Source organism: Sphingobium sp. HWE2-09, from assembly GCF_035989265.1.
In the GTDB taxonomy this organism is placed as follows: Bacteria; Pseudomonadota; Alphaproteobacteria; order Sphingomonadales; family Sphingomonadaceae; genus Sphingobium.
The window spans coordinates 436622-458647 of sequence record NZ_JAYKZX010000001.1 but is presented as its reverse complement, the minus strand read 5'-3'; the positions used below and the strand labels follow the sequence as shown (position 1 = coordinate 458647).

The window sequence follows — 22026 nt, the reverse complement described above, 5'->3', positions numbered from 1 at the left end:
TCCTATATTGGAAGGTTCATAATATGCGAATGATTGCTCCAAGCATTCTCGCTTTTCTTGCAGCATCTTCTCTTGGTGCCTCTGCGCAGGAGCATCAACCGCTGACAGAGCTACCACCAGCAAAATCGCCTATGGTGCGCTTTACGTCTCCAACGCCGTTCGAACCGAAGGAAAAGATTCCGCTCGAACACCATCAGTATATCAAAAACATGAAAGTTCTGGGTCGGCTGTTTGCAGGGACAGATGCGGGAGAAAAACTACAGTTTATGGTACGGGGTAATCGCCGCTATCTGCTTCAGGGACAGGCCAGTGGAACAAAGATTATCGAAGTATCTGATCCGCTTAAGCCGGAAATAGTGAATTCCGACGCCACTCCCGAGTGCAAGGGTCCGTGTCAGCAGCTCCAAGTGGCCTATCACGAGGCCTCGGGCCGTTGGTTGATGATCCAGTCGTCGCAGAAGTACGACCTTGATCAGCGTGGGCTCCGTGGCATTTTCATTTACGATGTATCGGACCCTGCGGCGGTGAAGCTTCTGTCCAAATGGTCCGTCGATGGCGGCTCGCCCGATCGCGTCATCCAAACCGGATCGGGACCCCATCGAAATTATTGGGATGGTGGCCGGTATCTTTATCTGACCACCGCGGCGGACAACAATTTCTACTTCGAACCTAAAAACCCGACGGTGAAAACGATCGGCTACGTGGGCTACAAGCATGGAATCCAGATTTTGGACATCTCCGATCCGACACAGCCCAAGCTCGTAACCAACATCCACTACCCCGGACAGCGCGTAGATGAGGAAGAGGCTCGCAATGTCGAGCCTTGGACCGACGACCTCGCGTACACGATGATGCACGGGCCGCTTTACGTTCCTCAACGACTGGAATCCGGGGGAAAGCTCGGGTTCATCGGCGGCGGGGCATTCGGGTTGTTGATCTATGACCTCACGAACCTCCAGGCGCCCCGGTTGCTAAGTGAATGGCGGCCTACGCCTTATGAACCAGGGCCTGCGATCGCTGCCCACACTGTTGACATCAGTAGATTGGACCGGGGCTTTGTGGTGCTAACACCAGAAGCGCTGTTTAGCGGCTGCGTGACGCCGCGTAATGGATCCTTCATTATCGACGTCACGGATCCGGCTAAGCCAAAGGAGCTCGCTCGTTTGCCGCGGCCCGTGCCGCCTGCCGCAGCGCCATATAAAGACTTTTGCCAACGGGCTGGCCGCTTTTCTCCTCACAACCCGCCGCATCTGAAAGCGCCAGGCAAGGTCGATCCCAACTTCCTTTGCCACACCTACTTCAACGCCGGCCTTCAGTGCTTCGACATAAAGGACCCACGCCGGCCGACCATCGCGGCTTATTTTGTCCCTGAGCAGCCTGAGGGCCAACTCGGCGACGGTGCGCTCGCGAAGCACTCCCGTACCGTAGACGAAGTTTTCATCGAATGGGATCGGAAGCTGATCTGGGTGGCTACGGACACCGGCATTTACCTTTTGTCCGCTCCAGCTTTAGGCAAGCCCAATCTGGCACCTATGCCGGTAACACAATGGGCCCTTCCCAGCATAAATGTGGGTGCGAAGTGATTTTGTTTTCGCACTCGCTTCGAGTTCGCGGCGACCCGCGAACCAAACGGTCTACAGCGAACGAGAGTTACGATGAGATCTGATAAGGTCGATAATGAATGGCTGGCTGGCAAATGGGTGTTGCTTGGTTGTTTCATTGGCAACATGCTTGGCGTTCACTCACTGCCGATTTACGGGCAGTCTATCTTTATTACACCGCTTGCAAACGAGTTTGGCTGGTCGCGTTTGCAGATATCGTTAGGGTCGACGATCGTAATCTTTTCGCTTGCTATCTCAGCGCCGTTAGCTGGCTATATGGTCGACAAGTTTAAGCTAGGATGGGTTATAGGCGCGTCGGCCCTTTCCATGGCCTGCGGCTTTTATCTTCTTTCATTGATCGGCCCTGACATTCGCGGATTTTACCTTGCGCTGGCGTTTATTGCGTTCTGTGGCGGTGCCTGCTCAACGCTGACCTACAGCCGCATCGTTTCAGCTCATTTCTCGATAGGTCGCGGCACTGCGCTCGGTATAGCGGCTACGGGAAACGGATTCGCTAGTATACTTACCCCGCTGATTCTTGCTCCATTTATAGCCGCTCATGGCTGGAGGCCTGGCTACGTGCTGCTCGCGGTTATTACGCTTTTTGCTGCCCCGATCGTGGTAGCACTCGCTCGTATGCCAGCTAGCGCTTCGCCTGCGAACTCCCCGCTGTCGATAACGCGCGAAGGATCATCGTTTCGTGCCGCGTTCCACGACCCCTTAGCGTGGAAAATGGCGGTTACGTTTTTCCTTATTCCATTGGGCGTAGCTGGCCTAATTACCCACCTGATGCCTCTACTGTTAGAGGCAGGACTATCCCCAGCGCAGTCAGCGTTGCGTGCGAGCGGCATTGGGATCGCCGTCGTCGTCGCAAGACTGGCGACGGGCCTCCTTATCGACCGCTTCTTTGCGCCCCACGTCGGTGCGACGCTTCTTACGATTTCGGCTGCGGCAATGCTTCTGCTGTCACTTGGGGGAAGCGAATATGCGTTCGTTGGGGCGCTCGGTACTGGCCTTGCTATAGGCGCGGAGATCGATCTCGTAGGATACCTTACCGCCCGCTACTTTGGTTTGAAATCCTATGGCAGGATCTTCGGTATATTTTATAGCATTCTCCTTGTGGGCTCGGGCATGTCACCCCTTATTTTCGGTTGGACCTACGATCGAACAGGGACCTATGCTCCGGCACTTTTGATGGCAGCAGCCGCGCTCGGCATTGCGGCTGTACTATTGGCGACCATGCAGTCGTCTCCTCCGCTGGAAGAACAACCCGAATAGTTACTTACGCATTTCCTATATCTCATCGGGTCGAGCGTGAACAGCCAATCCGTTCTACCGCATGTCGCTCCGCGTGCGCGTTCGGCCCACTCATTCATTCTGGTCTTCTGGTCGAGAAGGCCGCGCGGAAGCCTTGCGGGACGTGGTGGCTAAGATAGCCGGCGCGGTCGAGCAGGCAGCCGATCGCATTCTCGCTCATTGCTCAATGGCCATGCAGTTGCTTGGAAAGTATGCATCCGGTGAGAACCGCAGATCAGGCGGCTTTGCGTTGATCGTCTTTTGCGCGCCATTTCCAGGGCAGCGTAAGCATTCGGTGAAGGCCGCGGATCAGGCGGCTTTGCGTCGATGATCGGTGGCGCGCCAATTCCATGGAAGCAGTTCATGGAGACGGTTCTGGGGATGTCGGCGATGCGGCTGAGCACATCGGCTAGCCAAGCCTGCGGATCTGGACGCCTCGAAAAACTCTGGCCTTTGAGGGGCAGATTTGATTCACTTCGCCGGCGATGTGGCGGAGGCGATAATGGCGGTGCAGCCGGGTTTTTTCGATCTTTCGGACCGGTACGAGGCGCTGAGCGCGGTGGGTGATCCGCTGGAGCGATTGGCGGCTGTCGTGGATTTCGAGGTTTTTTCGGAGTTCGTTGACTGCGGCGTTGCGACGTAGCGTTCGTGGCAAGGGCGGTCGGCCGCCATTCGACGCGGTGCTCATGTTCAAGATCTTGGTTCTGCAGGCGCTTTACTCGCTGTCGGACGAGCCACCGAGTTCCAGATCAAGGACCGGCTGTCGTTCCAGCGCTTCCTGGGGCGTGGGCTCGACGGCACGGTGCCCGATGCGACGACCGTCTGGCTGTTCCGGGAACGGCTCGTGCAGGCCAGAGCGATCGACCGGCTATTTACTTGCTTTGATGCCGCGCTCAAGGAGCGGGGCTATCTCGCTATGGGCGGGCAGATCATCGACGCCACTGTCGTGCCGGCACCCAAGCAGCGCAATACCGAAGCGGAGAAAGCAGCGATCAAGGAGGGACGCGTGCCGGAGGACTGGAAGCCGGCCAAGACCCGGCAAAAGGACCGTGATGCGCGCTGGTCGATCAAGTACAGCAAGGCCAAGGTCAGGCTAGGCACCGATCCCAAGGCGGCCAAGCCGGTTGATCTCGCCATCTCGATGTTCGGGTACAAGAACCATATCGGCATCGACAAAACCCATGGGCTGATCCGCACCTGGGATGCCAGCGCCGCCAATGCCCATGACGGCGCACGGCTGCCGGTTCTGATCAGTAAGGACAACACTGCCTCCGGCGTTTGGGCTGATACCGCCTATCGATCCAAGAAGAACGAGGCGTTCCTGGCTGGTGGCATGTTCACGAGCCACATTCATCAGAGGCGCAAGCCGCGGCGACCGTTGCCTGAGCGGATCGCCAAGGCTAATACCCGGCGGTCCAAGATCCGCGCCCAGGTCGAGCATGTTTTCGCCGGGCAAAAGCACCGGATGGGGCTGGTCGTGCGCACCATCGGCATCGCCCGCGCCACCATCAAGATCGGTATGGCCAACCTTGCCTATAACTTCCAGCGTCTGGCTTGGCTCGAAGGGCGAACTGCGCCCGCTTGATACCAAGCGGCTCCCTAACGGCACCGGTGATATGGAAATCACCCCAGAATGCGCAACCACGCCAGCCCCGTTATACCTCTGCGGTCCATACCGCCGCCATCACGCCGAAATCTGATGGTTTTTCGAGGTGTCCATCTATATCGTTGAGCTTTGCCGTGGCGATAAGGCTCAGCATGAAGGCGGTGCGCTGACCGCCGCGATCTGAACCAGCGAAGAGCCATGATTTTCTTCCAAGGGCAATGCCTCTGAGCGCCCGTTCCGCTGCATTGTTCGTGAGGCAGATGCGGCCGTCGCCGAGGAAGGCGGTAAATGCAGGCCATGCCTTGAGCATGTGTTGATGGCGGAGTAAAATGCCCCGGAACGGGGCTCTCCCGCAATTTCGGTGCAGGTGTTATGCCATGATACGCGCCCGGAGTAGGTCGAGGTTCGCCCGACCGTACATGGAGCGCTTGATCCGCCCGACGGGTTGATGCTCGACATCACTGGCGCTGCTCATGCGATGGCGCGTTATGGCGCCGAGCCGCTGCGGGTCATCGATGCTATTTCATTGCCGAGGCAATTGCCGAGTTGCCACTTGCCGCTCTTCGCCTGGAGCCTGCGATCGTCTCTAATCTTGGCAAATTGGGCCTCGAAACGATTGCCGATCTTGAAGCCATGCCGCGCGCCTCGCTCGCGCTGCGGTTCGGGTCGGCGCCCGGCCTGCGGCTCGACCAGGTCTATGGCCGCGTGTCCGAACCTTTCGCGCCGGTCGCGCCGCCCGAAACGATTGCGGTGGAGCGCTGCTTTGCCGAACCGATCGGCGCGCCCGAGACCCTTGCCCGCTACACGCACAAGCTGGTGGACGCTCTGTGTCAGCAACTGGAGGAAGCGGGCGTATAGGGGCGCGACGGCTGGACCTGCGCTTTCACCGCGTCGACAACCGGATCGAGGCGATTCGTGCCGGGCTTGCCAAACCTAGTCGGGACAAGAAGCAGATTGGACGGCTGCTTTGCGATCGGATCGAGACGGTCGATCCGGGCTTTGGGGTGGAGAAGATGGTGCTGGCCGCCCCCCAGGTCGAGCCGCTTGGGCTCCGCACCATTTGGTATCTGGGTGAGGCGCCGGTGCCTGATGTGGCAGCGCTCGTCGACATATTGGGGAACAGGGTAGGGGAGGACAGGCTTTATCGGGTCGCCGCGCGTGAGAGCGATATTCCCGAGCGTTCCGTTACCCGCATTGCCCCCATGGCGGATCCGACCTTGCTGCGCTGGCCTGCGCACTGGCCGCGCCCAGCGCGCCTCTTCAAACGCCCTCAACCGATCAATACCATAGCTCTGTTGCCCGACCACCCACCGGTTCAACTCGTGTGGCGCGGCATGCGCCGGAAGGTGAAGCGCGCGGACGGGCCCGAGCGGATTTATGGCGAATGGCATGTGAGCGATGAAGAGTGGCTCAGCGTCCGCGATTATTTTCTCGTCGAGAACGAGACCGGCGCGCGCTAATGGCTGTTCCGTCAGGGCGATGGCATCGACAGCGCGACCGGTTGCCAGGGCTGGTTTCTGCATAGGTTGTTCGCCTGACAGCAAACAGCGGCGATGCCCGGAGTGGCGCGCTGCGGCACGATTGCGCTGCCGAAGCCAAGCAGTCATAGGCTGGCTCGCATGGACGAAAAAACAAATTCGACGATTCTGCGTGTCATCGAACGGGCGCCGCAATGGCTTCGGCACGATCTGGAAGCAAAACAGGCTGGCGTACGGGCACGGGCCGAGGAGACTCTGGCCGCGATGATCGCCGATGCTCTGGCTTCAAACGACCCATCGTCAGACTGAATCTACGGGGCGCTAAGCAAGCTCGAATGCTACGGCACTGATCTCGCACCATTTTGGGTAAATCCGGTCTTGTAAGAAGCTTATAAACACCTAAGTTAGCAACGTCGCTCTTCCCCCTTTGAGCGACACCTCCCTGAACCTTGGCCCCGCCGTGAAGTGCGCTCCGGCGGGGTTTTCTTTCCGCACCGGACATGGCCTCAGGTTCGCTAATCAGGGTGATGGTGAGGCTTCAAGGGATGGGCTTACATGCTCACGGCAGCGTCGTTCCCATCCTATCAGAAAGTGAAATTGCAGTTTGCAATTCGATATATTCTGGGATTGCCAACGGCGCATGCTCTGCTTTATCTGGCCGTTCAGTAGCAGGCTTCAGCCTGGGGGCGGCACACGCTTGGAATCGCGGCCGCCCTAAAACTTGCCTTACTGATAGCCGCCTTCCTGTTCGCGTTTTTCAGCGGCGTCGCGCTGCGCGTCCTCGAGATCGTCGGCATCCTGGCCTTCATCACCGGCATCCACGTCAACATCGACATCTTCGTCAGTGCCATTGGCTTGGTCGGTCCCTGGCAGATCGTTCATCGATGTGCCCGTCATGTCACCCTGATCATTTTCACCGGGGAAGTCTTCGGGGGGCATGGCTCTCTCCTATTAGCCGTGAAGCGAGGCCAATAAGTCGGATGCCCGCATGTTCCCGTCATTTCGTATCCGTACGGTCCTTTGTGGGCCGCCTGCATCCTATATCGGGCAATGTCATGGCCGCTGCATTGTGGCTGGCTTTTTGGCGGTCAGACGAAGCGTGACGTATATCCATATCACACAAGCGAAGCGGGGAAGCGCGAGTTCCGCGACCAGGCCGGAAACAAAATGCCCCGCCAGCGGGGGAGCTGACGGGGCTTGATGCACCGGGCGTTCATGCGGGGGGCAAGTAATGTGACCCGGTATTGCCTCAACGGCGATTGATCTGATCGGTTCCTCGCACAGGCAGATTGACTTAAAACTATTATGGAACAAATAAAGAACAAATGCTTTCGATCAGAATGAGGGTCGGCAGGTGCCATCTTGCGATATGCTGAGCTGCAATGCGCTTCGCATTTCTCCTTTCTGCGCGGCGCATCGAGCTGCGAGGAATTATTTGGAGAAGCGCATGCCTGCGGCCGTGATGCCCTTGCCATCACAGACCGCAATAGTCTGGCGGGCATCGACCGGGCGCATGAAGCCGCCAAGGTCACCGGCGTCCGGCTGATTGTTGGCTGCCGTCTGGATCTGGTCGAAGGGCATTCTCTCCTCGTCTATCCGATGGATCGGCCGGGCTACGCGCGGCTTTGTCGGCTGCTCAGCCTTGGGAAGAAGCGCGGAGGCAAGGGAAAATGCATCATTGACTGGGATGATGTGGCAGACCATGCCGAGGGCGTGCTTGCCATCCTGCTGCCGGGCAGGTGCCAGAGGTAGAAGCTGTGCTGGCGCGCTTTGCCGGAATTTTCTTGAGCCGGGCCTATCTTACGCTGACACTGCGGCGGCGACCGGGCGATCAGATGCACCTCCACACACTTTCCAATCTCGTGGCCCGGCATCGCGTGCCGACCGTCATTACCGGAGATGTCCTCTACCATCATCCTCACCGCCGTGTGCTCCAGGAGGTCATCACATGCACCCGTCATCGATGCACGATCGATGAACTGGGCGCTCGTCGCGAACTTCATGCCGACCGCTATCTGATGCCCGCCGCCGAAATGCACCGGCTCTACGGCCGCTATCCCGAGGCGCTCGCCCGAAAGCTGGAGATCGCTGAGCGCTGCCGCTTCTCACTCGATGAACTCAAATATCAATATCCCCAGGAGGTGAGCGTTGCGGGCATGACGCCGCAGGCAACGCTCGAGGAACTGAGCTGGGAAGCGGCAATGGCGCGTTACCCTGGCGGCGTACCTGACAAGGTATCCCGGCTGATTGCCCATGAGTTGCGGCTCATCGGGGAGCTTGGCTATGCGCCCTATTTTCTGACGGTAAATGCCATCGTCCGCTTTGCGCGAAGCCGGGACATTCTGTGCCAGGGTCGGGGTTCGGCCGCCAACAGCGCGGTTTGCTATGTATTCGGCATCACATCGATCGACCCCGAGCGCTCGGACCTGCTTTTCGAGCGGTTCATCAGCCAGGAGCGCAAGGAGCCGCCCGATATCGACGTCGATTTCGAGCATGAGCGGCGCGAGATCGTCATGCAGTGGGTGTTCGATACCTACGGCCGCGATCATGCGGCGCTGTGTTCGACGGTCATCCGCTACAAAGCCAAGGGCGCCATCCGCGACGTCGGCAAGGCCCTGGGGCTGTCGGAAGATCTGATTACAGCTCTTTCCTGCCAGATATGGGGCTGGAGCGAGGAGGGCGTCCAGGAAAAGCATGTCGACGAGCTTGGCCTCAATCTGACCGATCGCCGCCTTCGGCTCGCCATCGATCTTGCCAAAGAGTTGATTGGGACGCCGCGCCACCTTTCCCAACATCCCGGAGGGTTCGTTCTCACCCACGACCGTCTCGATGAACTGGTGTCGATCGAGCTGGCGGCGATGGCCGATCGCCAGGTGATCGAGTGGGACAAGGATGATATCGACGCACTCAAGTTCATGAAGGTTGATTGCCTCGCGCTGGGCATGCTGACCGCGATGAAGCGCGGGTTCGATTTTCTGGAAGCTCATAAGGGTATAGGCATGGACTTGGCATCCATCCCGCCCGAAGATCCGCGCACCTATGCCATGATCCGCGCGGCCGACACGCTGGGTACCTTCCAGATCGAAAGCCGCGCGCAGATGGCGATGCTTCCGCACATCAGGCCGCGCACATTCTACGATCTGGTGATCGAGGTGGCGATCGTTCGCCCCGGCCTGATCCAGGGCGACATGGTGCACCCCTATCTTCGGCGTCGCGCTGGCAAGGAGAAGGTCGAATATCCCAAGCCTGAACTGGAGAAGGTGCTGGGCAAGACGCTGGGCGTGCCGCTGTTTCAGGAACAGGCTATGCGGGTCGCGACTGAATGTGCAGGCTTCACCGCGTCAAAGGCGAATCAGCTGCGCCGCGCGATGGCGACATTCAAGTTCACCGGCGGGGTTTCGAAATTCAAGGAGAAGCTGGTAAGCGGCATGGTCGAGCGCGGCTACACTTCCGAGTTTGCAGAGAAGACCTTCGGTCAGCTCGAAGGCTTTGGCAGCTACGGCTTTCCGGAAAGCCATGCCGCCTCCTTTGCGCTGATTGCCTATGCCTCGGTTTGGATGAAATGCTGGCATCCTGAAATCTTCTGCGCCAGCCTGTTGAACCCGCAGCCCATGGGCTTTTATGCGCCCGCTCAGATCGTGGCGGACGCGCGGGCGCATCGGGTCGAAATCCGGCCCGTCTGCATCAACGCTTCGCGCTGCGACTGCACCTTGGAAGATGCCGGCGACGATCGGTTCGCGGTATGGCTTGGGATGCGGATGGTAACCGGGCTCAAGGAAGCCGATGCGGCGCGGATCGTCATGGCGCGGGCCGACGCGCCGTTTGTCTCTATTGAAGAGCTCTGGCGCCGGGCAGGCGTGGGGGGCGGTTCGCTCAACCGGTTGGCGGAGGCCGACGCTTATCGAGCGTCCATGCGCTTGCGCCGTCGCGAAGCGCTTTGGACGATCAAGGCACTGAGGGATGAGCAACTGCCTTTGTTTGCCGCGGCCGATGCGCGGGAGAATGGGTTTGTAGAAGAGATTGACGAGCAGCCGGTCGCGTTGCGGCCGATGAGCGAGGGGAGGGAGGTGGTCGAAGATTATGGCCATGTCGAGCTCACCCTGCGCCAGCATCCTGTTTCCTTCCTGCGCGACGATCTTTTGCGGCAGAAGATGATGCCCTGCAGCGCGATCGAGACGATCAGGGATGGGCGCTATATCTGGTTGGCCGGACTGGTGCTGGTGCGGCAGCGGCCCGGATCGGCCAAGGGCGTCATGTTCATCACCATCGAGGATGAAAGCGGGATCGCCAATCTGATCCTGTGGCCCAGCATGTTCGAGCAGAACCGGCGGATCGTCATGGGTGCGCGGATGCTGGGGCTCTACGGTCAGGTGCAGCGCGAAGGCAAAGTCGTGCATGTGATCGTCAAGAAGCTCATCGATCTGTCGTCGCTGCTGGGATCGCTGGGACAGAGAGGCGAGGCATTCCCCCTGTCGCGCGGGCGCGGGGATGGCGCTAAAAATGGTGGTGGCCCTGACCCAAGAGGCATGCCCAGTGGACGGGACATTCTCATAGCTGATCTCCATATCGATGGGATGAAGGAAGCCCGGCTAGGCAAAAGCGGGGACTTTCATTGATCGGCCTTGGGTCCACCTGTACATCCCAAGGCATTGAAGTAGCGCAGATGCACTTGCGAGCCTTCGAATGGACAAATGCCGGGTAAATTCTGAACAAAGCCGCGCTATCCCAACTGTCAAAATGGGAGCGATAATATTTGACCTGCTTAACATTTCACTCAACATTGGCCGAGTCGGAATGTGAATGGATGCTTTGAGGCCCAATCAGGGAGGACCTGATGACCTCATATCAGGGCGACGCCTTAGAAGAAGGTGCGTCGATATTGGCTGAGGTCAAGTCGATCTCAGGTCGCCGTATTGAAGAACGTCGCAGGCGGCATCGCATTACCCAACGGCAACTGGCCGCCGATGTCGGGATCGGCGTGCGATGGTTGCGCGAAATTGAATCGGGTAACCCGAAGTCCCGGTTTGATGATCACATTGCGTGCGCGCACGCCCTTGGGCTGTCTGCCGCGCATCTTCTCATCCCCATGCTGTTCTTGGAGCATCATATGCACTTTCCGCGACATTTCTTCGTTGACGACATGCATGAGATCGAACGCCTCTGCATCGAATTCATTTCGAACCTGAAGCTGCGGACCTTCCTCCAGCCCGGAGGCGGAGCGCGAGCGCGAACTGGTTCCGGACCGGCCGGATGAGTAGCCGGCATGGCACCTGAAGCACTGACGGCCGACCGGCTCCACCGCGACATCAAGGCGCTTATCCTGCGCGGCTATTTCGGGGCAGGTTTGCCACTCACGGTTCACGCCATGGCAGAGGCGTTTGGCACGAGCATCTCGCCTGTCCGGGATGCACTCAATCGACTGGTGGGCCAAGGATTGGTCGAGATGCAGGGGGGCGGCGGCTTTGCGATACCGGCCATCACCGCACGGAATACCTTTGATCTTTATGCCCTTCATGCCGAACTGATACGGGCGGCGGTCAAAGATGCGGAGAGTTTTGCAGCAGTGGGGCAGCCGTCTGCGCAGATTGTTGCGCGCGAGCCAGATCACCATAGTGTCGCGGATGCCACGACAAGCTTTTTCATCCGGTTGGCCGGCTGCTCTTCCAACATGGAATTGCAAGACGCGATCAAGGGGCTAGGCGAACGACTCGCTGTCCGCCGCTTATGCGAAGGCGCAGCAAAGCGCCATGCCGCAGAGCTTATCGCACTATGGAATCTGACTGAGAAAGGAAATAAAAGCGCTATACAAGGTGCCATGTGGCAATATCATCGCCGACGTTTACTGCGTGCGCCAGAGATTGCTGATGCTGCGTCGAAATGGATGTCGTCATAATTTGACCCAGAAATCCTCTGATCCTGTCACATGGACTTGAGATTGAATTAAGTTGCAGGGTGCATCCGGCTTATAAGCGCCCAATTTGAGGACTTATAAGGTCGGATATAAGCTAATCCATCTTTACAATCGACCGTGCCGCCAATCCCGGTGGTAGTTCGATGGAGATGAAGATGCAGAACATCCATGACAATGACGAGGTGATCGTCGATCTGGGTATCGCTTCGGTGGAAACGCAAGGATCCGTCCGTGGTGATTTCGATCAGATCGGCCTTCAGCAGCTCGATATGGGCATCGCCGACGACTGACCCTCGGGGCGCGCGCCCACACGTGGCGCGCGCCTTTGCGAGCGGGTGGCACCATATCTTCGAGAGCTTCGCCATGGGATATCGGATGAGAGAGGGACTTGCCTACTGTATCGCGGGGGGTCGTTCGATCTTCCTGGATGTCGAGGCTGATCGATATTTCGGCCTCCAGCACGACTGGGACCTTGCCTTTCAGGCGCTGGTGGCTGCTGGGTCGACAGGTCCTCAGCTTAGCGCACTTGTTAATGCCGGCATTCTGGTTGAGGCGGAAATCGAGGCTGAATTCACTGCGCCAGTAATAGTGGCAGCGAACCAGGAAATGGTCTCAGGCGCGCTGAAGCCAAGCCTGCGCCTCATCGCTAAATTCGTTGTAGCGCAAATTCGCGCTGCGAGCGCGCTTCGCACCAAAGCGCTGGCCGAGGTACTGCAAGGGATCGACCAACGCGCTGCTGCGACGAAGGACGCTGCTGGCGATGGACCCGAACCGCGCTGGCAGCCATTGGTTGCCGCCTTCTTCGCATCGTCGCATTTGCGACCCAGAAGCGGTCATTGCCTCACAAACTCGATCGCCTTCATGCGCGTTGCCAGGTCATTGGGCTACAAGCCGCAGCTCATTCTGGGCGTCTGCGCCGCGCCCTTCTCCGCCCATTGCTGGGTTCAGGCCGGCGACTATGTTCTTAATGACCGGATAGAGAATATCCGTACGTTCGAACCGATCCTCGCCCTATGACGCTCTTGCGCTATCTCATCCTGGTCGATCAGTCCGGGGCATCGCTGCCGCAGCTAGCCTCAAGGCTGCAGGAGACATTTCCTTTCCACGTCACATTGGCCGAACATCATTGTCTGATCCTCATGAACGTCGAGGGCGAGGCGCTTCGACTTCCCGGCGGAAAGGGCGTGGCGATCGGAACCATTTTCCCGCGCCATGGTGCAGCGAAGCGGATCGATCACAACGACCGTCAGTGGACAGAAGAGCTGGACGGTCCGGAGCCACTCAAAATCTTGCGCGACCAATATTGGGGCGGCTTCATCGCAGTGTTGGCGCGCGACGAGGGGCTTGAGCTGATCCGCGATCCAGGTGGCGCGATGCCATGCTATTTCATGGCGACATCGACGGGATGGGCTATAGCTTCTGATGCAGAGGCGCTTGTCCGCGCGGGCCTCTTGCGGCCACGCATCGCCTGGGCGGAAATGCCGCGCTATCTCACTGCCAAGGATCTCCCGTCCACACGGACCGCGATTGAAGGCTTGCACGAATTGTTGGCCGGGACATCCATCAAACTCGGAGCGCACGCAAGTGATCCGTCCGGCTTTTGGTCCCCTTGGGATTATGTAGGCGAAGCCGACGTGTGGGATGGCGCGGACATGGCGCACCGCCTGCGGCGGGCCATCGATCACTGCGCGGCGTCATGGGCTTCCACTGCGGACCAAATTGTTTCGACCCTTTCGGGCGGTTTGGACTCCTCCGTCGTCGTGGCAGCCCTGGCGCGCGCCAACGCAGATCAGCAATGCATAACCCTTGTTACGCAAGACCGGCTCGGAGACGAGCGGGAATATGCGCGTGCTATGTCGGCGCATGTCGGCGCCGCCTTGCACGAGCCCTATTTTGATCTGGCAGACGCCGATCTATCGCAATCCGTATCGCGACATTTTCCAAAGCCGATCGGCACGATCCACGAAACGGCCTATCATGCCGCTGTTGTCCGCTCCGCGGACGGCATCGGAGCGGACGCTGTATTTACCGGCAATGGCGGCGACAGCATATTCTACAACAGCGCGTCCCTCCGGCCCCTCTTCGATGTCCTCTATGGCCAGGGTCCAGGGCTGCAAGCTTTGCGGACATTCGGGAATATATGCGATGTTACCCAGACGAGCTGGGTCTCCGCACTGCGCGAAACAGTAAAGTTTCGTGCTGTGGTGCGCCGCCCTTATGTCTGGCATAGGGACATTTCGATGCTGGCTGCCGATCTGGCAGCGGACGTCATGACGCGTCCGGCTACGCATGCCTGGCTAGACAGTCAGCCAAAGGGTCGGCCCGGCAAAATCGGTCATGTCGCGCACCTGCTCAAAGTGCAGAACCATCTGGAAGGCTATCTTCGCCCCTTCGGGCTGCCGATGATCAATCCCCTCATGTCCCAGCCTGTGATGGAACTTGCCCTTAGCATACCCACCTGGCGCATGTTGGAAGGAGGGCGAGACAGGGCGGTGGTTCGTCTCGCTTTTGCGGATGCCCTCCCACCCCTCGTGCGCGACCGTCGTCGAAAGGGCAGCCCTAGTGGGTTCGCTATTTCCCTCATTTTGAACAAAGAACGTGAAGTGCGGGAACGGCTTTTCGACGGAGTACTCGTGCGACGGGGGCTGTTAGATGCAGAGGTTCTGGAAGCGGCGATTCCGAAAGGCAGTGTCACGGGACGCAGTTACGTCCGCTTGCTTATGCTCCTTGATCTTGAGGCCTGGATTTCCCACTGGCAGGGATTAGAAAGCTAAGGATCGCGCTTCAGCCCCCTCCTGGTTGACGTGGGATCAAGGCTCGCGCTTTGGAATTTTTCCACTTCTGCTGCATCAGTGCCCAGCGATCGACTTCCGCTGCGCCAGGATCGTCGGCCGGTGGCTTTTTTCCGCGAAGCCAGAAATCGAACCATAAAAGGTTGCGGTGATAGACGCTGGCTCTATGGGCCGGATGCCGTTTGATGTGCAGTTCATCAGGATAGACAAACAGGTCCACCGGACTGCCGGCCTCACGCAAGGCACGAACGGCTTCGAGCGCAACCAGATACTCGCCATCTGCTGCTTGCACGAGAAGAGGAAAGGCGATGTGCGACGCATTGCGCGCCAGGGAGATTTCCCCCCACTTTGCGGCTTGCTCCTCTGGTGATCTGGGCCATCCTACCCGTTCATAAGCGGTCTGAAGAGAAGGGCCAAGCAGCCAGGTCTGGGACGGTTCCCAGCAGCAGCCGCTTATGGCCGCGGCGCTGAACAGATCGCTGTGCGATGCTGCATATTGAACGGTGGTAGATCCATCACTGAGGCCTGTGATACCGATGCGGTCTGGGTCCGCCAGTCCCATATCGATAAGTTGCCGCACCTTGGTTTCGATCGCCGACAAGATGCCGCGACGTTCAAGAAAGCCCTCATTTTGCAGGCGTTGCCTCTCCATAGACGACAGCCCTTTGCCAAATAACGGTGATCGCGGGCGTTGCATGCTAAGGACGAGATAGCCCTCGCGAGCGAAGAGCTGGATGGGATATTCGTCGCCCGTGCCGCCCCGGAGAAATCCACGGCTTTCATATTGTACCACGATCAACGGATAGCGATGTCCCGGTCTGAAATCGGGCGGATAGACGAGGTCTCCAAAACATTCGACGCCCTGATCATTTTTCCACTTCAAGCGTTCAGCGCGGCCGATGATCAGATTGGCAAAGGCAGGGTTTGGGTCAAAGACGGTGGAGGATTTTTGGGTTGTCAGGTCTATGCGGTCGAGACGACGCGGTTGCATGCTACTCTCTCTGCCGCAAAGAACATCCTCGCCGATCGGGCCGCAGTTCAGCAGCAGGTCTGGCGTTGAATAAAGCCGGTGAGGGGCCTTGGTTCCGATCGCCCATTCGTAAATAGACATAGCGCTGCCAGCCCATGCGTCACGACGCACAAACCGTATTTTTCCCTTTAGTGATAGCCATGGCCGTCCGTCAGTGCGAGAGCAGAGCGGGCTTTCACAGCGTTCTTCCTTGCCTTGAATGTTGGCTGCAATCCGCTCTACACCCGGCTCGTCTGCAACCGTGACCGCACGAACGCGCTGGAAGGAGGAATCATCCCTTCTCGCTGTTGATACCAGAGCTTCTTCGGCATCGCTCGCGGTCCGGACGCGGCCATCGATCAAGTCGACAGTCTCATATCGGTAGAGCGGAGCGCCAGATGGAAAGGGGATGGATGAAGCGAATGGGAAATAGCGATCGTCGAACCGGTATCCCCGTTTCGACTCCGTCTGCAGGGTCGCTTGCTGACGAGTCTCATCCCATATCTTGTAAACTAGGCTGTCGCCCCCTGGCGTGAACTGAAAGTCGACGATGTTGCCCGCATCATTCTTGACCGAGCGAATGTCTCGCCCGATCTTTTCCCAAACGCGCAGACGCAGACGTCCATCTTCAAATTTAAGGTAGGCTAGACGCTGACCATCGGCAGACCAGCGGGGCGTGATCAGCTTTGTAACGCCAGTGGGAAAGCCGTTCGTGCCGTAAAATTCATCCAAACGGAAGAAAGCCGCGCCTGGCCCGGCATCTAGGACTGTGGCCTCGCCGCTTTCATTTACAAGGACTATCCCTGTGCAATAATCGTCATGCGCGATGTTCGCCCGGCGGAGACTTACAGCGATCATGGTGTGATCGGGTGACACTGCATAAAATGGGCCAGCCTCCATCTGCGAAATAGGGCCAATATCAAGAAGCTCGATTAAGTCTCGATCTTCGATGGGGCGGCGTGCTGCAGACATGCGCGGGCTAAGAAGCGTGGCACAGTCCTGAATTGCAGGTGCGGCCGGGACTGCGACCGCACCTGCTCCGGCAAGGCTTATGACAAGGGAGATAAGCATTACCAGGCTTTCGAGACGGTGAGGCTGATCAGACGACCGATCGCCGAATAGTTGGTGGCGTCATAAGTCGGGCTGGTCGCACTCGAAGCAATCCTCGATGGCTTCTCATTAAGGAGATTCTGTGCCGCAAGCAGGAAGGACCAGCCGCCTCCAAAGCCACTGCGTTCCGGCTGCCAACTGATCGTTGCGTCCGCGCTGTGGAAGCCGGAGACTTTGTAGACTGTGGTGGTTCGATTGTCGTCGGTGCCGCCGGTATAATTATAGGCCAGCGTCGCGCCAGCGCTGCCACGCCGCCAGCCGGCGCTGGCACGTGCCCGCCAATGTGGCGGGTTGAAGATTGTGCCCGCGCGAATGATGGTTGGCTGTCCCGCGCTCAACTTCTGATCGCTCTTAAGATAACTGGCATTTGCTTCGAGATTGAACGCGCTGCCGCCCGCCGAAAATTCGTAGGAGGCTGTAGCATCCACCCCCCGAATATGCTGCTCGGCAGCGTTCTGGAGCTGGTTGAAGATGATAGCGGCAAGGTTTGCCGGATCGTATGCGCCGGCAGTCTGGTTCTGGACGCCCAAGGGCAGCGAAGCGGTCGCCGCCAGTACCTGGTCAAGCGTTGGATTAAGCAGAATTAGGTCGGCATATTCCGGCCTGAATGCCTGTGTGCTGTCCGCAATTGGCCGGATGACACGGTTCTTGTAGCGGACGTTGAAATAGCTGCCTTCGATCCGCAGACCTGGGATGCTCTGAGGTTTGACCTCGGCGGTCAGCGTCAGGGTGGTCGCCTTTTCAGGCTCCAGATCCCGACTGCCGCCGCTGATCTGTAGAACATTTTGGCCGGTGGGCGGCGCGGGTAGGTAGAAGTCAGGGGCGAGCAGCGCGCCTTGCCGGACGGTGTTTTGCTGGCCGAGGGTCGGTGCCTTGAAGGATTTGCCCCAACTGCCTTTAAGGGTGAGGTCTCGGATCGGTTGATAAGTGACGCCGATCTTCGGCGTTGCAAGACCGCCGACCTCGTCATAGCGCTCATACCGGACCGCACCTGACAGCTGCAGCGAATGGATGAAGGCGATATCGTTGCGGTCCGCGATCACAGGCAGAAATATCTCGCCATAGGCGTAGGTAGCAGTCTGGGCATCGGTATAGCGCAGCAGGGAGGTGGTCGTTGCTCTGATGACGCGCTGGATCGACGCTGCCAGTCCATTGGATCTAAGCCCCGCCCCAAAGGCCAGACGGGCGTCGCCGCCCGGCAAAGCAAAAAGCGATCCTTCTCCGCTGAGTTCGGCCGACCAGAGGTCGTTCCTGTAGCCGACATGATTGACGGCTGATCGGGACCCGCCGGAATAGATCTCGGCGATAATCTGACTGTCGCTGATCGCGCGGGTGGCTCGCGCATCAACCTCCCAGCCTCCGGGCAGCTTGAACTTTACCGTAGGGCTGATCGAGTAGCCCTCGATGTCGGGCCGGCTGATTGTTCCGAGTTGCGTCACATCGCCCGTTGCGGTGAAGGGCAGGGCGGCAACCGACTTATGGCGGTTGTAATGCGCGTCGATCTCGAATTGGACTACATCGCCCAGCGCCTGATGCGCGGCAAGGACCGCGCTGACCTGACGCTGCGAGGGCAGGAGCGTCATGCTGCGCTGGCGCGAGCGCATATAGGAACGCTGCGAAGCCGTGATGTCCGTCGCCTTGTTATAGTCGCCCGCGATCATGAACCCGCCACCCGACCAGCGGCTTCCCGTAACGGCGCTGAACTGATGCTGCACATCGCCGCCGTCGGTTGCGGCGCCCAAGCGCGCTGTGGTCAAAAGGCCATCATAATCGCGCCGGAGCAGGATGTTGGCGACGCCGCCCACAGCATCCGAGCCGTACAGCGCGGACGATCCGTCAGCGACGACCTCGACACGCTCGACGGCAGCCAGCGGGATGGCGGAGATGTCGATCCCCTGGCTTACTGCATCATAGGCGACCCGATGGCCATTGAGCAGCGTCAGCGTGGCATCGGCACCGAGGCCGCGGAGGTTGAGGGCCGACGATGAGGTCGTGTTTTCGGACCCGGTCTGCAGGCTGGAGATAACGCCGGGATTTTGGCCGCCGCTGAAATTCTGCGGAATATTGCGGACGTAGGATCCGAGGTCGCTATGTCCTAGTTCACGAATTTTCTCGCGGGAGGCGGCGATGACGGGAGAGGTCGGTTGCGCGCCCCGTATGCGCGAGCCCGTTACGAACAGCTGATTGTCCGCCGCGCCGTCTATCTCTTCCGAGCGCGACGGTGCAACTCGCCCCCGCAGGATGATGGTTCGCCCCCTGACCTCGGCCTCGAGGCCGGATCGCGCCAGAAGGACAGCGACGGCTTCCTCCAGGGTGAATTCGCCCTTGAGTGCTGGCGAACGGCGGCCATCCAGCGCTTTGGGGTCTGCGACCAGTTGATAGTCGTTGGCCTGGGCGATTGCCCGCAACCCTTCGCCAAGCGACTGCGCGGGCAATTCATAATGACGCTTTGCATCCTGCGCCGCCGCTGGCATCGCAGCCGCGCACATGCACAGTGCGCCGCTGCCCAGAAGTGCGTTCCTAGCCAAACCCATGTCTGCCCCCATCTTTCAAGCCGCCTCTTTTTGAGGTTCGGTAGGGAAAGACAGGGCAGGAAAGATTTGAAGCTAACGGCCCGAGATTATTTTTTGGAGGCGAGGATAAGTCTGTGCTTTTGCGACCGATCGATAGTGAGGTCGAGATAGCCACTGATCGCTTCGGCGACCCGCTCGATATCCCTGATGTCGATCTCGGCGAAAATCTCTCGCTCGCCAAGACTGGGCGGGACTAGTTCGATCTTGGAATCGCTATAGCTGTTCGCTTCCACGATCACTTCCCTGATCGGCACATTGTCGAAGCTCTTCACGCCGCTCACCCACTGCTGGTCTGACCTTCGTGCAGGCATGACAAGAGATTGGGGGCTTTGTCCATGGCGTAGCGTCAGAATCTGACCGGGCTTGAGGGCAATGGTCTTTGCTGGTTGTGCGGCGTTGGCCAAAACCTGGACCTCCACGCCACCTTCTACGAGATGCACCGCGACAGTATTGCGAAACAGAACATCAAAAACGGTGCCGGTGGCACGCACCTGAATGCCGCCGGCTCGAACATAGAAAGGGCGGGCGCTGTCATGGGCCACGATGAAGCGTGCCCGGCCGCGCTTGAGGCTGATCGTCCTGCTGTCGGCTACCATGGACACCCCGAGGACCGTGTCGGTATCGAGGATCGCGCGGCTCCCGTCGGCAAGGTGGACCGTACGCACTTCGCCCAGCCTTGTGACAACAGAGGACGTGAGGCTGGCTTCTTGCACATGCGGAGCGACGTGGGATGGGCTCCGCCAGACCATGGACGCCGAAGCCAGCAGGCCGAGTATGGATGCTGCGGCCAGTACCGGCATCGGCTTGGCCCACCAGGGGCGTTGCCGCTGGCGAGGGGGCAGGGCGTGGGTTTGGAAGCTCGCAGCCGCCTGTCCGGCGGTCTGAACATCGTTCATGAAGTCGGCGTAGAGGGCCTGCCGGGTCGGTTTCTCAGCGATCCAGTCGGCGAGACCGCGCGCATGGAGGTCGGGCTCGTCCAGCATGCGCAGCACCCAGATCTGGGCGGCCTTCTTGTCCTCCGCAGTGATGTGCTCGTGGACGTTAGTCATTGTCCGCCTCCTTGTGGGCGGTGATCAGGCGAATGGCCTTCAGCATATGTTTCTGAATGACCCAAAGGGGCTCCCCAAGATCGGTAGCAATCTGGCGGTAGCTAAACCCTTCGACGCGATTCAGAAGGAAAATTTCCAGGGTTCGCGGGGGGAGTTGCTGGAGGATGGCACTCCAGTGGGCGAGTTCCTGGCGGGCTTGCAGTTCGCGGTGCGGGTCGATCCGGGAGACGCCATGCACGCCGTCGTGCAGTTCGGTTGACCGGCGCGACAGGCGGGTTGAGCCGCGCGCTGAATGATTGCGCAGGAGATTGGTGGCTATTCGAGTTAGGTAGGCGCGGGGGCTGTCCAGGTCAGGGTGGGGGGCGGCACGCACGAAGCGTGTCAGCGTTTCCTGGCTGAGGTCGTCGGCGTCGGCTGAGTTGCCGAGCTGCCGATTGAAGAAGCGCAACAGGCGCGGTTTCTCGCGACGGTAGAAATCGGAGAAGCTGAAGCGTTCGCCGCTGTCGGTGCTTGTGATCTGAAGATCGATCCTTCGACCTTCTCGTTCGCCTTGGCCCATTCGTCGCACCTATGTCCACTCGGGGCGACGGCCAAAGCCGGATGTTGGAAACCTGGCGTACACACAGGCGCATGCGCCTTTACCGTTGCCGGCTGGACATGCGCGCATGCCACCCGGCCCCAGTAAAACTGTGACCGAGTTGTAACGCAGGGGTTTCCACGCCCCGCTTCCGGGCTTTTTCCGAAAGCGGTCCCAATGTGCCGGAATGGCGTGGGAGTGCAACCCTAAAGAGAGGATTTGTGACGTTTTTGGGGATGCACGCTGTATGAGTTGGAATGGAGGATGGAGGGGTGGGCGGCTGCCCTCTGCGCGGTCATCGCGCTCTGGCCTGCGCGGGGTGCCGCCGCGCAGGCCGGGCTCGGCTGCGCCGATCCCGGCCCTTCGGGCTGTGATCGCTGCCGCAAGGATGGGCTGGTGATGGAGGTGCGGAATGAGTGCGAGACGTGATGCTGAGAGCGGTTTAGGCACATGCTACTGGATCGGGGATCACGGCGGCGACACCACTATCAACTGTGCCATCCGGACGTGCCGAAGGGGAGGTGAGGATTGGAAAGGGAAAGAAATCCCTTTCGAAAGTGTCCTTCATGTCCTTCTTCCCGCATGCCAGCCGGCTTCTCGCTTATGTCCTTGTTGAGTTACGAAACCTGGCTGGCGACAAGCGCTGTGCCGCGCGGATCGACCGATATCTTGCGCGATGCGTTCCGGGCGACATAGCCGAACCGATCGGTCTGGGAAGCGGCGAGGCAGGCGCGCGGGTAAGGGAAGCCTTGGCTCAGATGCCGCCGTTGACGCGGGCTGTCCTTGCGGTAGTGGTTGGCCGCAGAATGACCGTGGCGCAGGTGTCGCGCAGGTTTGGCATAAGTGAAGAGCGGGTCTGCTGGCATTTTCGTCACGCGATCTCGATGGTGGCGGAACGTCGAGATATGAGCTGAGCCTGCTCTTGAAGAGGCTGGTACGGATCAACCGCACAGCAACGAGCGTGGCCTAAGCCATTTTCTATTTCGGTTGGAAGGGCGGGTCGGCCAGTCCGACTTTCGGCAAA

At 59.3% G+C, this 22026-nt stretch carries 17 protein-coding genes and 4 pseudogenes; 14 read left to right on the top strand and 7 right to left on the bottom strand.

Annotated elements, in window-relative coordinates; genetic code table 11:
• The first annotated feature begins 23 nt into the window (after nt 1-23).
• The 3 genes from U5A89_RS02125 (at nt 24) to U5A89_RS02115 (ending at nt 3228) form a co-directional block, all read left to right on the top strand.
• Nucleotides 24-1583, top strand: coding sequence for an LVIVD repeat-containing protein (locus tag U5A89_RS02125; protein WP_338159553.1), 1560 nt, complete (start codon nt 24-26; stop codon nt 1581-1583).
• A 72-nt stretch (nt 1584-1655) separates the two neighbouring features.
• Nucleotides 1656-2879, top strand: a complete 1224-nt coding sequence (locus U5A89_RS02120) for an MFS transporter (RefSeq protein WP_338159552.1) — start codon at nt 1656-1658, stop codon at nt 2877-2879.
• 145 nt (nt 2880-3024) lie between these two features.
• Nucleotides 3025-3228 (top strand): hypothetical protein, encoded by a 204-nt coding sequence (locus U5A89_RS02115; protein WP_338159551.1) that lies wholly within the window; start codon nt 3025-3027, stop codon nt 3226-3228.
• On the opposite strand, the pseudogene U5A89_RS21275 reads toward U5A89_RS02115, so the two are convergent.
• Nucleotides 3207-3325 (bottom strand): annotated as a pseudogene (locus U5A89_RS21275) (transposase domain-containing protein); the annotation flags it as partial. The gene U5A89_RS02115 and the pseudogene U5A89_RS21275 sit on opposite strands and share 22 nt — an antisense overlap.
• A 74-nt stretch (nt 3326-3399) precedes the next feature.
• Between U5A89_RS21275 and U5A89_RS02110 the strand changes: the two are divergent.
• Nucleotides 3400-4482: pseudogene (locus U5A89_RS02110) on the top strand (IS5 family transposase).
• Between the two features lie 133 nt (nt 4483-4615).
• On the opposite strand, the pseudogene U5A89_RS02105 reads toward U5A89_RS02110, so the two are convergent.
• Nucleotides 4616-4816 (bottom strand): annotated as a pseudogene (locus tag U5A89_RS02105) (IS66 family transposase); the annotation flags it as partial.
• Between the two features lie 287 nt (nt 4817-5103).
• Between U5A89_RS02105 and U5A89_RS02100 the strand changes: the two are divergent.
• The 3 genes from U5A89_RS02100 (at nt 5104) to U5A89_RS02090 (ending at nt 6290) form a co-directional block, all read left to right on the top strand.
• Nucleotides 5104-5361, top strand: a complete 258-nt coding sequence (locus U5A89_RS02100; protein ID WP_338159550.1) for a hypothetical protein — start codon at nt 5104-5106, stop codon at nt 5359-5361.
• A complete protein-coding gene (locus U5A89_RS02095; protein ID WP_338159549.1) occupies nt 5331-5963 on the top strand; it encodes a hypothetical protein in 633 nt (210 codons plus the stop codon). The genes U5A89_RS02100 and U5A89_RS02095 overlap by 31 nt, the downstream gene beginning before the upstream one ends.
• A 159-nt stretch (nt 5964-6122) precedes the next feature.
• On the top strand, nt 6123-6290 hold the full coding sequence (locus U5A89_RS02090; protein WP_338159548.1) for a DUF6771 family protein: 168 nt from the start codon (nt 6123-6125) through the stop codon (nt 6288-6290).
• Nucleotides 6291-6707: 417 nt separating this feature from the next.
• Here U5A89_RS02090 and U5A89_RS02085 read toward each other — a convergent pair whose 3' ends face one another.
• The gene (locus U5A89_RS02085; protein WP_338159547.1) at nt 6708-6920 is read right to left on the bottom strand and encodes a hypothetical protein; all 213 of its coding nucleotides are present in this window, start codon (nt 6918-6920) and stop codon (nt 6708-6710) included.
• Between the two features lie 420 nt (nt 6921-7340).
• Here U5A89_RS02085 and U5A89_RS02080 point away from each other — a divergent pair.
• The 6 genes and pseudogenes from U5A89_RS02080 (at nt 7341) to U5A89_RS02055 (ending at nt 14666) form a co-directional block, all read left to right on the top strand.
• A pseudogene (locus U5A89_RS02080) lies at nt 7341-10597 on the top strand (error-prone DNA polymerase).
• 218 nt (nt 10598-10815) lie between these two features.
• Nucleotides 10816-11235: a helix-turn-helix domain-containing protein gene (locus U5A89_RS02075; RefSeq protein WP_338159546.1), complete on the top strand. Its 420-nt coding sequence runs from the start codon at nt 10816-10818 to the stop codon at nt 11233-11235.
• A gap of 9 nt (nt 11236-11244) precedes the next feature.
• On the top strand, nt 11245-11874 hold the full coding sequence (locus U5A89_RS02070; protein ID WP_338159545.1) for a GntR family transcriptional regulator: 630 nt from the start codon (nt 11245-11247) through the stop codon (nt 11872-11874).
• A 173-nt stretch (nt 11875-12047) separates the two neighbouring features.
• On the top strand, nt 12048-12182 hold the full coding sequence (locus U5A89_RS02065; protein WP_338159544.1) for a benenodin family lasso peptide: 135 nt from the start codon (nt 12048-12050) through the stop codon (nt 12180-12182).
• Nucleotides 12183-12204: 22 nt separating this feature from the next.
• On the top strand, nt 12205-12909 hold the full coding sequence (locus U5A89_RS02060) for a lasso peptide biosynthesis B2 protein (protein WP_338159543.1): 705 nt from the start codon (nt 12205-12207) through the stop codon (nt 12907-12909).
• A complete protein-coding gene (locus tag U5A89_RS02055) occupies nt 12906-14666 on the top strand; it encodes an asparagine synthase-related protein (RefSeq protein ID WP_338159542.1) in 1761 nt (586 codons plus the stop codon). Before U5A89_RS02060 ends, U5A89_RS02055 begins: the two co-directional genes overlap by 4 nt.
• 10 nt (nt 14667-14676) lie before the next feature.
• Here U5A89_RS02055 and U5A89_RS02050 read toward each other — a convergent pair whose 3' ends face one another.
• The 4 genes from U5A89_RS02050 to U5A89_RS02035 form a co-directional block, all read right to left on the bottom strand.
• On the bottom strand, nt 14677-16764 hold the full coding sequence (locus U5A89_RS02050) for an Atxe2 family lasso peptide isopeptidase (RefSeq protein WP_338159541.1): 2088 nt from the start codon (nt 16762-16764) through the stop codon (nt 14677-14679).
• On the bottom strand, nt 16764-19349 hold the full coding sequence (locus U5A89_RS02045; RefSeq protein WP_338159540.1) for a TonB-dependent receptor: 2586 nt from the start codon (nt 19347-19349) through the stop codon (nt 16764-16766). Before U5A89_RS02045 ends, U5A89_RS02050 begins: the two co-directional genes overlap by 1 nt.
• Nucleotides 19350-19423: 74 nt before the next feature.
• Complete coding sequence (locus tag U5A89_RS02040) at nt 19424-20425, bottom strand: FecR family protein (protein WP_338159539.1); 1002 nt, start codon at nt 20423-20425, stop codon at nt 19424-19426.
• Nucleotides 20418-20984 (bottom strand): RNA polymerase sigma factor, encoded by a 567-nt coding sequence (locus tag U5A89_RS02035; protein ID WP_338159538.1) that lies wholly within the window; start codon nt 20982-20984, stop codon nt 20418-20420. The genes U5A89_RS02040 and U5A89_RS02035 overlap by 8 nt, the downstream gene beginning before the upstream one ends.
• Before the next feature lie 584 nt (nt 20985-21568).
• Here U5A89_RS02035 and U5A89_RS02030 point away from each other — a divergent pair.
• Entirely contained in the window at nt 21569-21916 is a 348-nt protein-coding gene (locus U5A89_RS02030; RefSeq protein WP_338159537.1) for a sigma factor-like helix-turn-helix DNA-binding protein, read from the top strand.
• Nucleotides 21917-22026: the final 110 nt, after the last annotated feature.

Excerpts from the sequence above, each read along its gene's own strand:
- U5A89_RS02070 (WP_338159545.1), top strand. The coding sequence starts at position 11,245 with ATGGCACCTGAAGCACTGACGGCCGACCGGCTCCACCGCGACATCAAG.
- U5A89_RS02090 (WP_338159548.1), top strand. The coding sequence starts at position 6,123 with ATGGACGAAAAAACAAATTCGACGATTCTGCGTGTCATCGAACGGGCG.
- U5A89_RS02065 (WP_338159544.1), top strand. The coding sequence starts at position 12,048 with ATGCAGAACATCCATGACAATGACGAGGTGATCGTCGATCTGGGTATC.
- U5A89_RS02030 (WP_338159537.1), top strand. The coding sequence starts at position 21,569 with ATGTCCTTCTTCCCGCATGCCAGCCGGCTTCTCGCTTATGTCCTTGTT.
- U5A89_RS02035 (WP_338159538.1), bottom strand. The coding sequence starts at position 20,984 with ATGGGCCAAGGCGAACGAGAAGGTCGAAGGATCGATCTTCAGATCACA.
- U5A89_RS02075 (WP_338159546.1), top strand. The coding sequence starts at position 10,816 with ATGACCTCATATCAGGGCGACGCCTTAGAAGAAGGTGCGTCGATATTG.
- U5A89_RS02055 (WP_338159542.1), top strand. The coding sequence starts at position 12,906 with ATGACGCTCTTGCGCTATCTCATCCTGGTCGATCAGTCCGGGGCATCG.
- U5A89_RS02050 (WP_338159541.1), bottom strand. The coding sequence starts at position 16,764 with ATGCTTATCTCCCTTGTCATAAGCCTTGCCGGAGCAGGTGCGGTCGCA.
- U5A89_RS02120 (WP_338159552.1), top strand. The coding sequence starts at position 1,656 with ATGAGATCTGATAAGGTCGATAATGAATGGCTGGCTGGCAAATGGGTG.
- U5A89_RS02040 (WP_338159539.1), bottom strand. The coding sequence starts at position 20,425 with ATGACTAACGTCCACGAGCACATCACTGCGGAGGACAAGAAGGCCGCC.
- U5A89_RS02125 (WP_338159553.1), top strand. The coding sequence starts at position 24 with ATGCGAATGATTGCTCCAAGCATTCTCGCTTTTCTTGCAGCATCTTCT.
- U5A89_RS02045 (WP_338159540.1), bottom strand. The coding sequence starts at position 19,349 with ATGGGGGCAGACATGGGTTTGGCTAGGAACGCACTTCTGGGCAGCGGC.
- U5A89_RS02085 (WP_338159547.1), bottom strand. The coding sequence starts at position 6,920 with ATGCCCCCCGAAGACTTCCCCGGTGAAAATGATCAGGGTGACATGACG.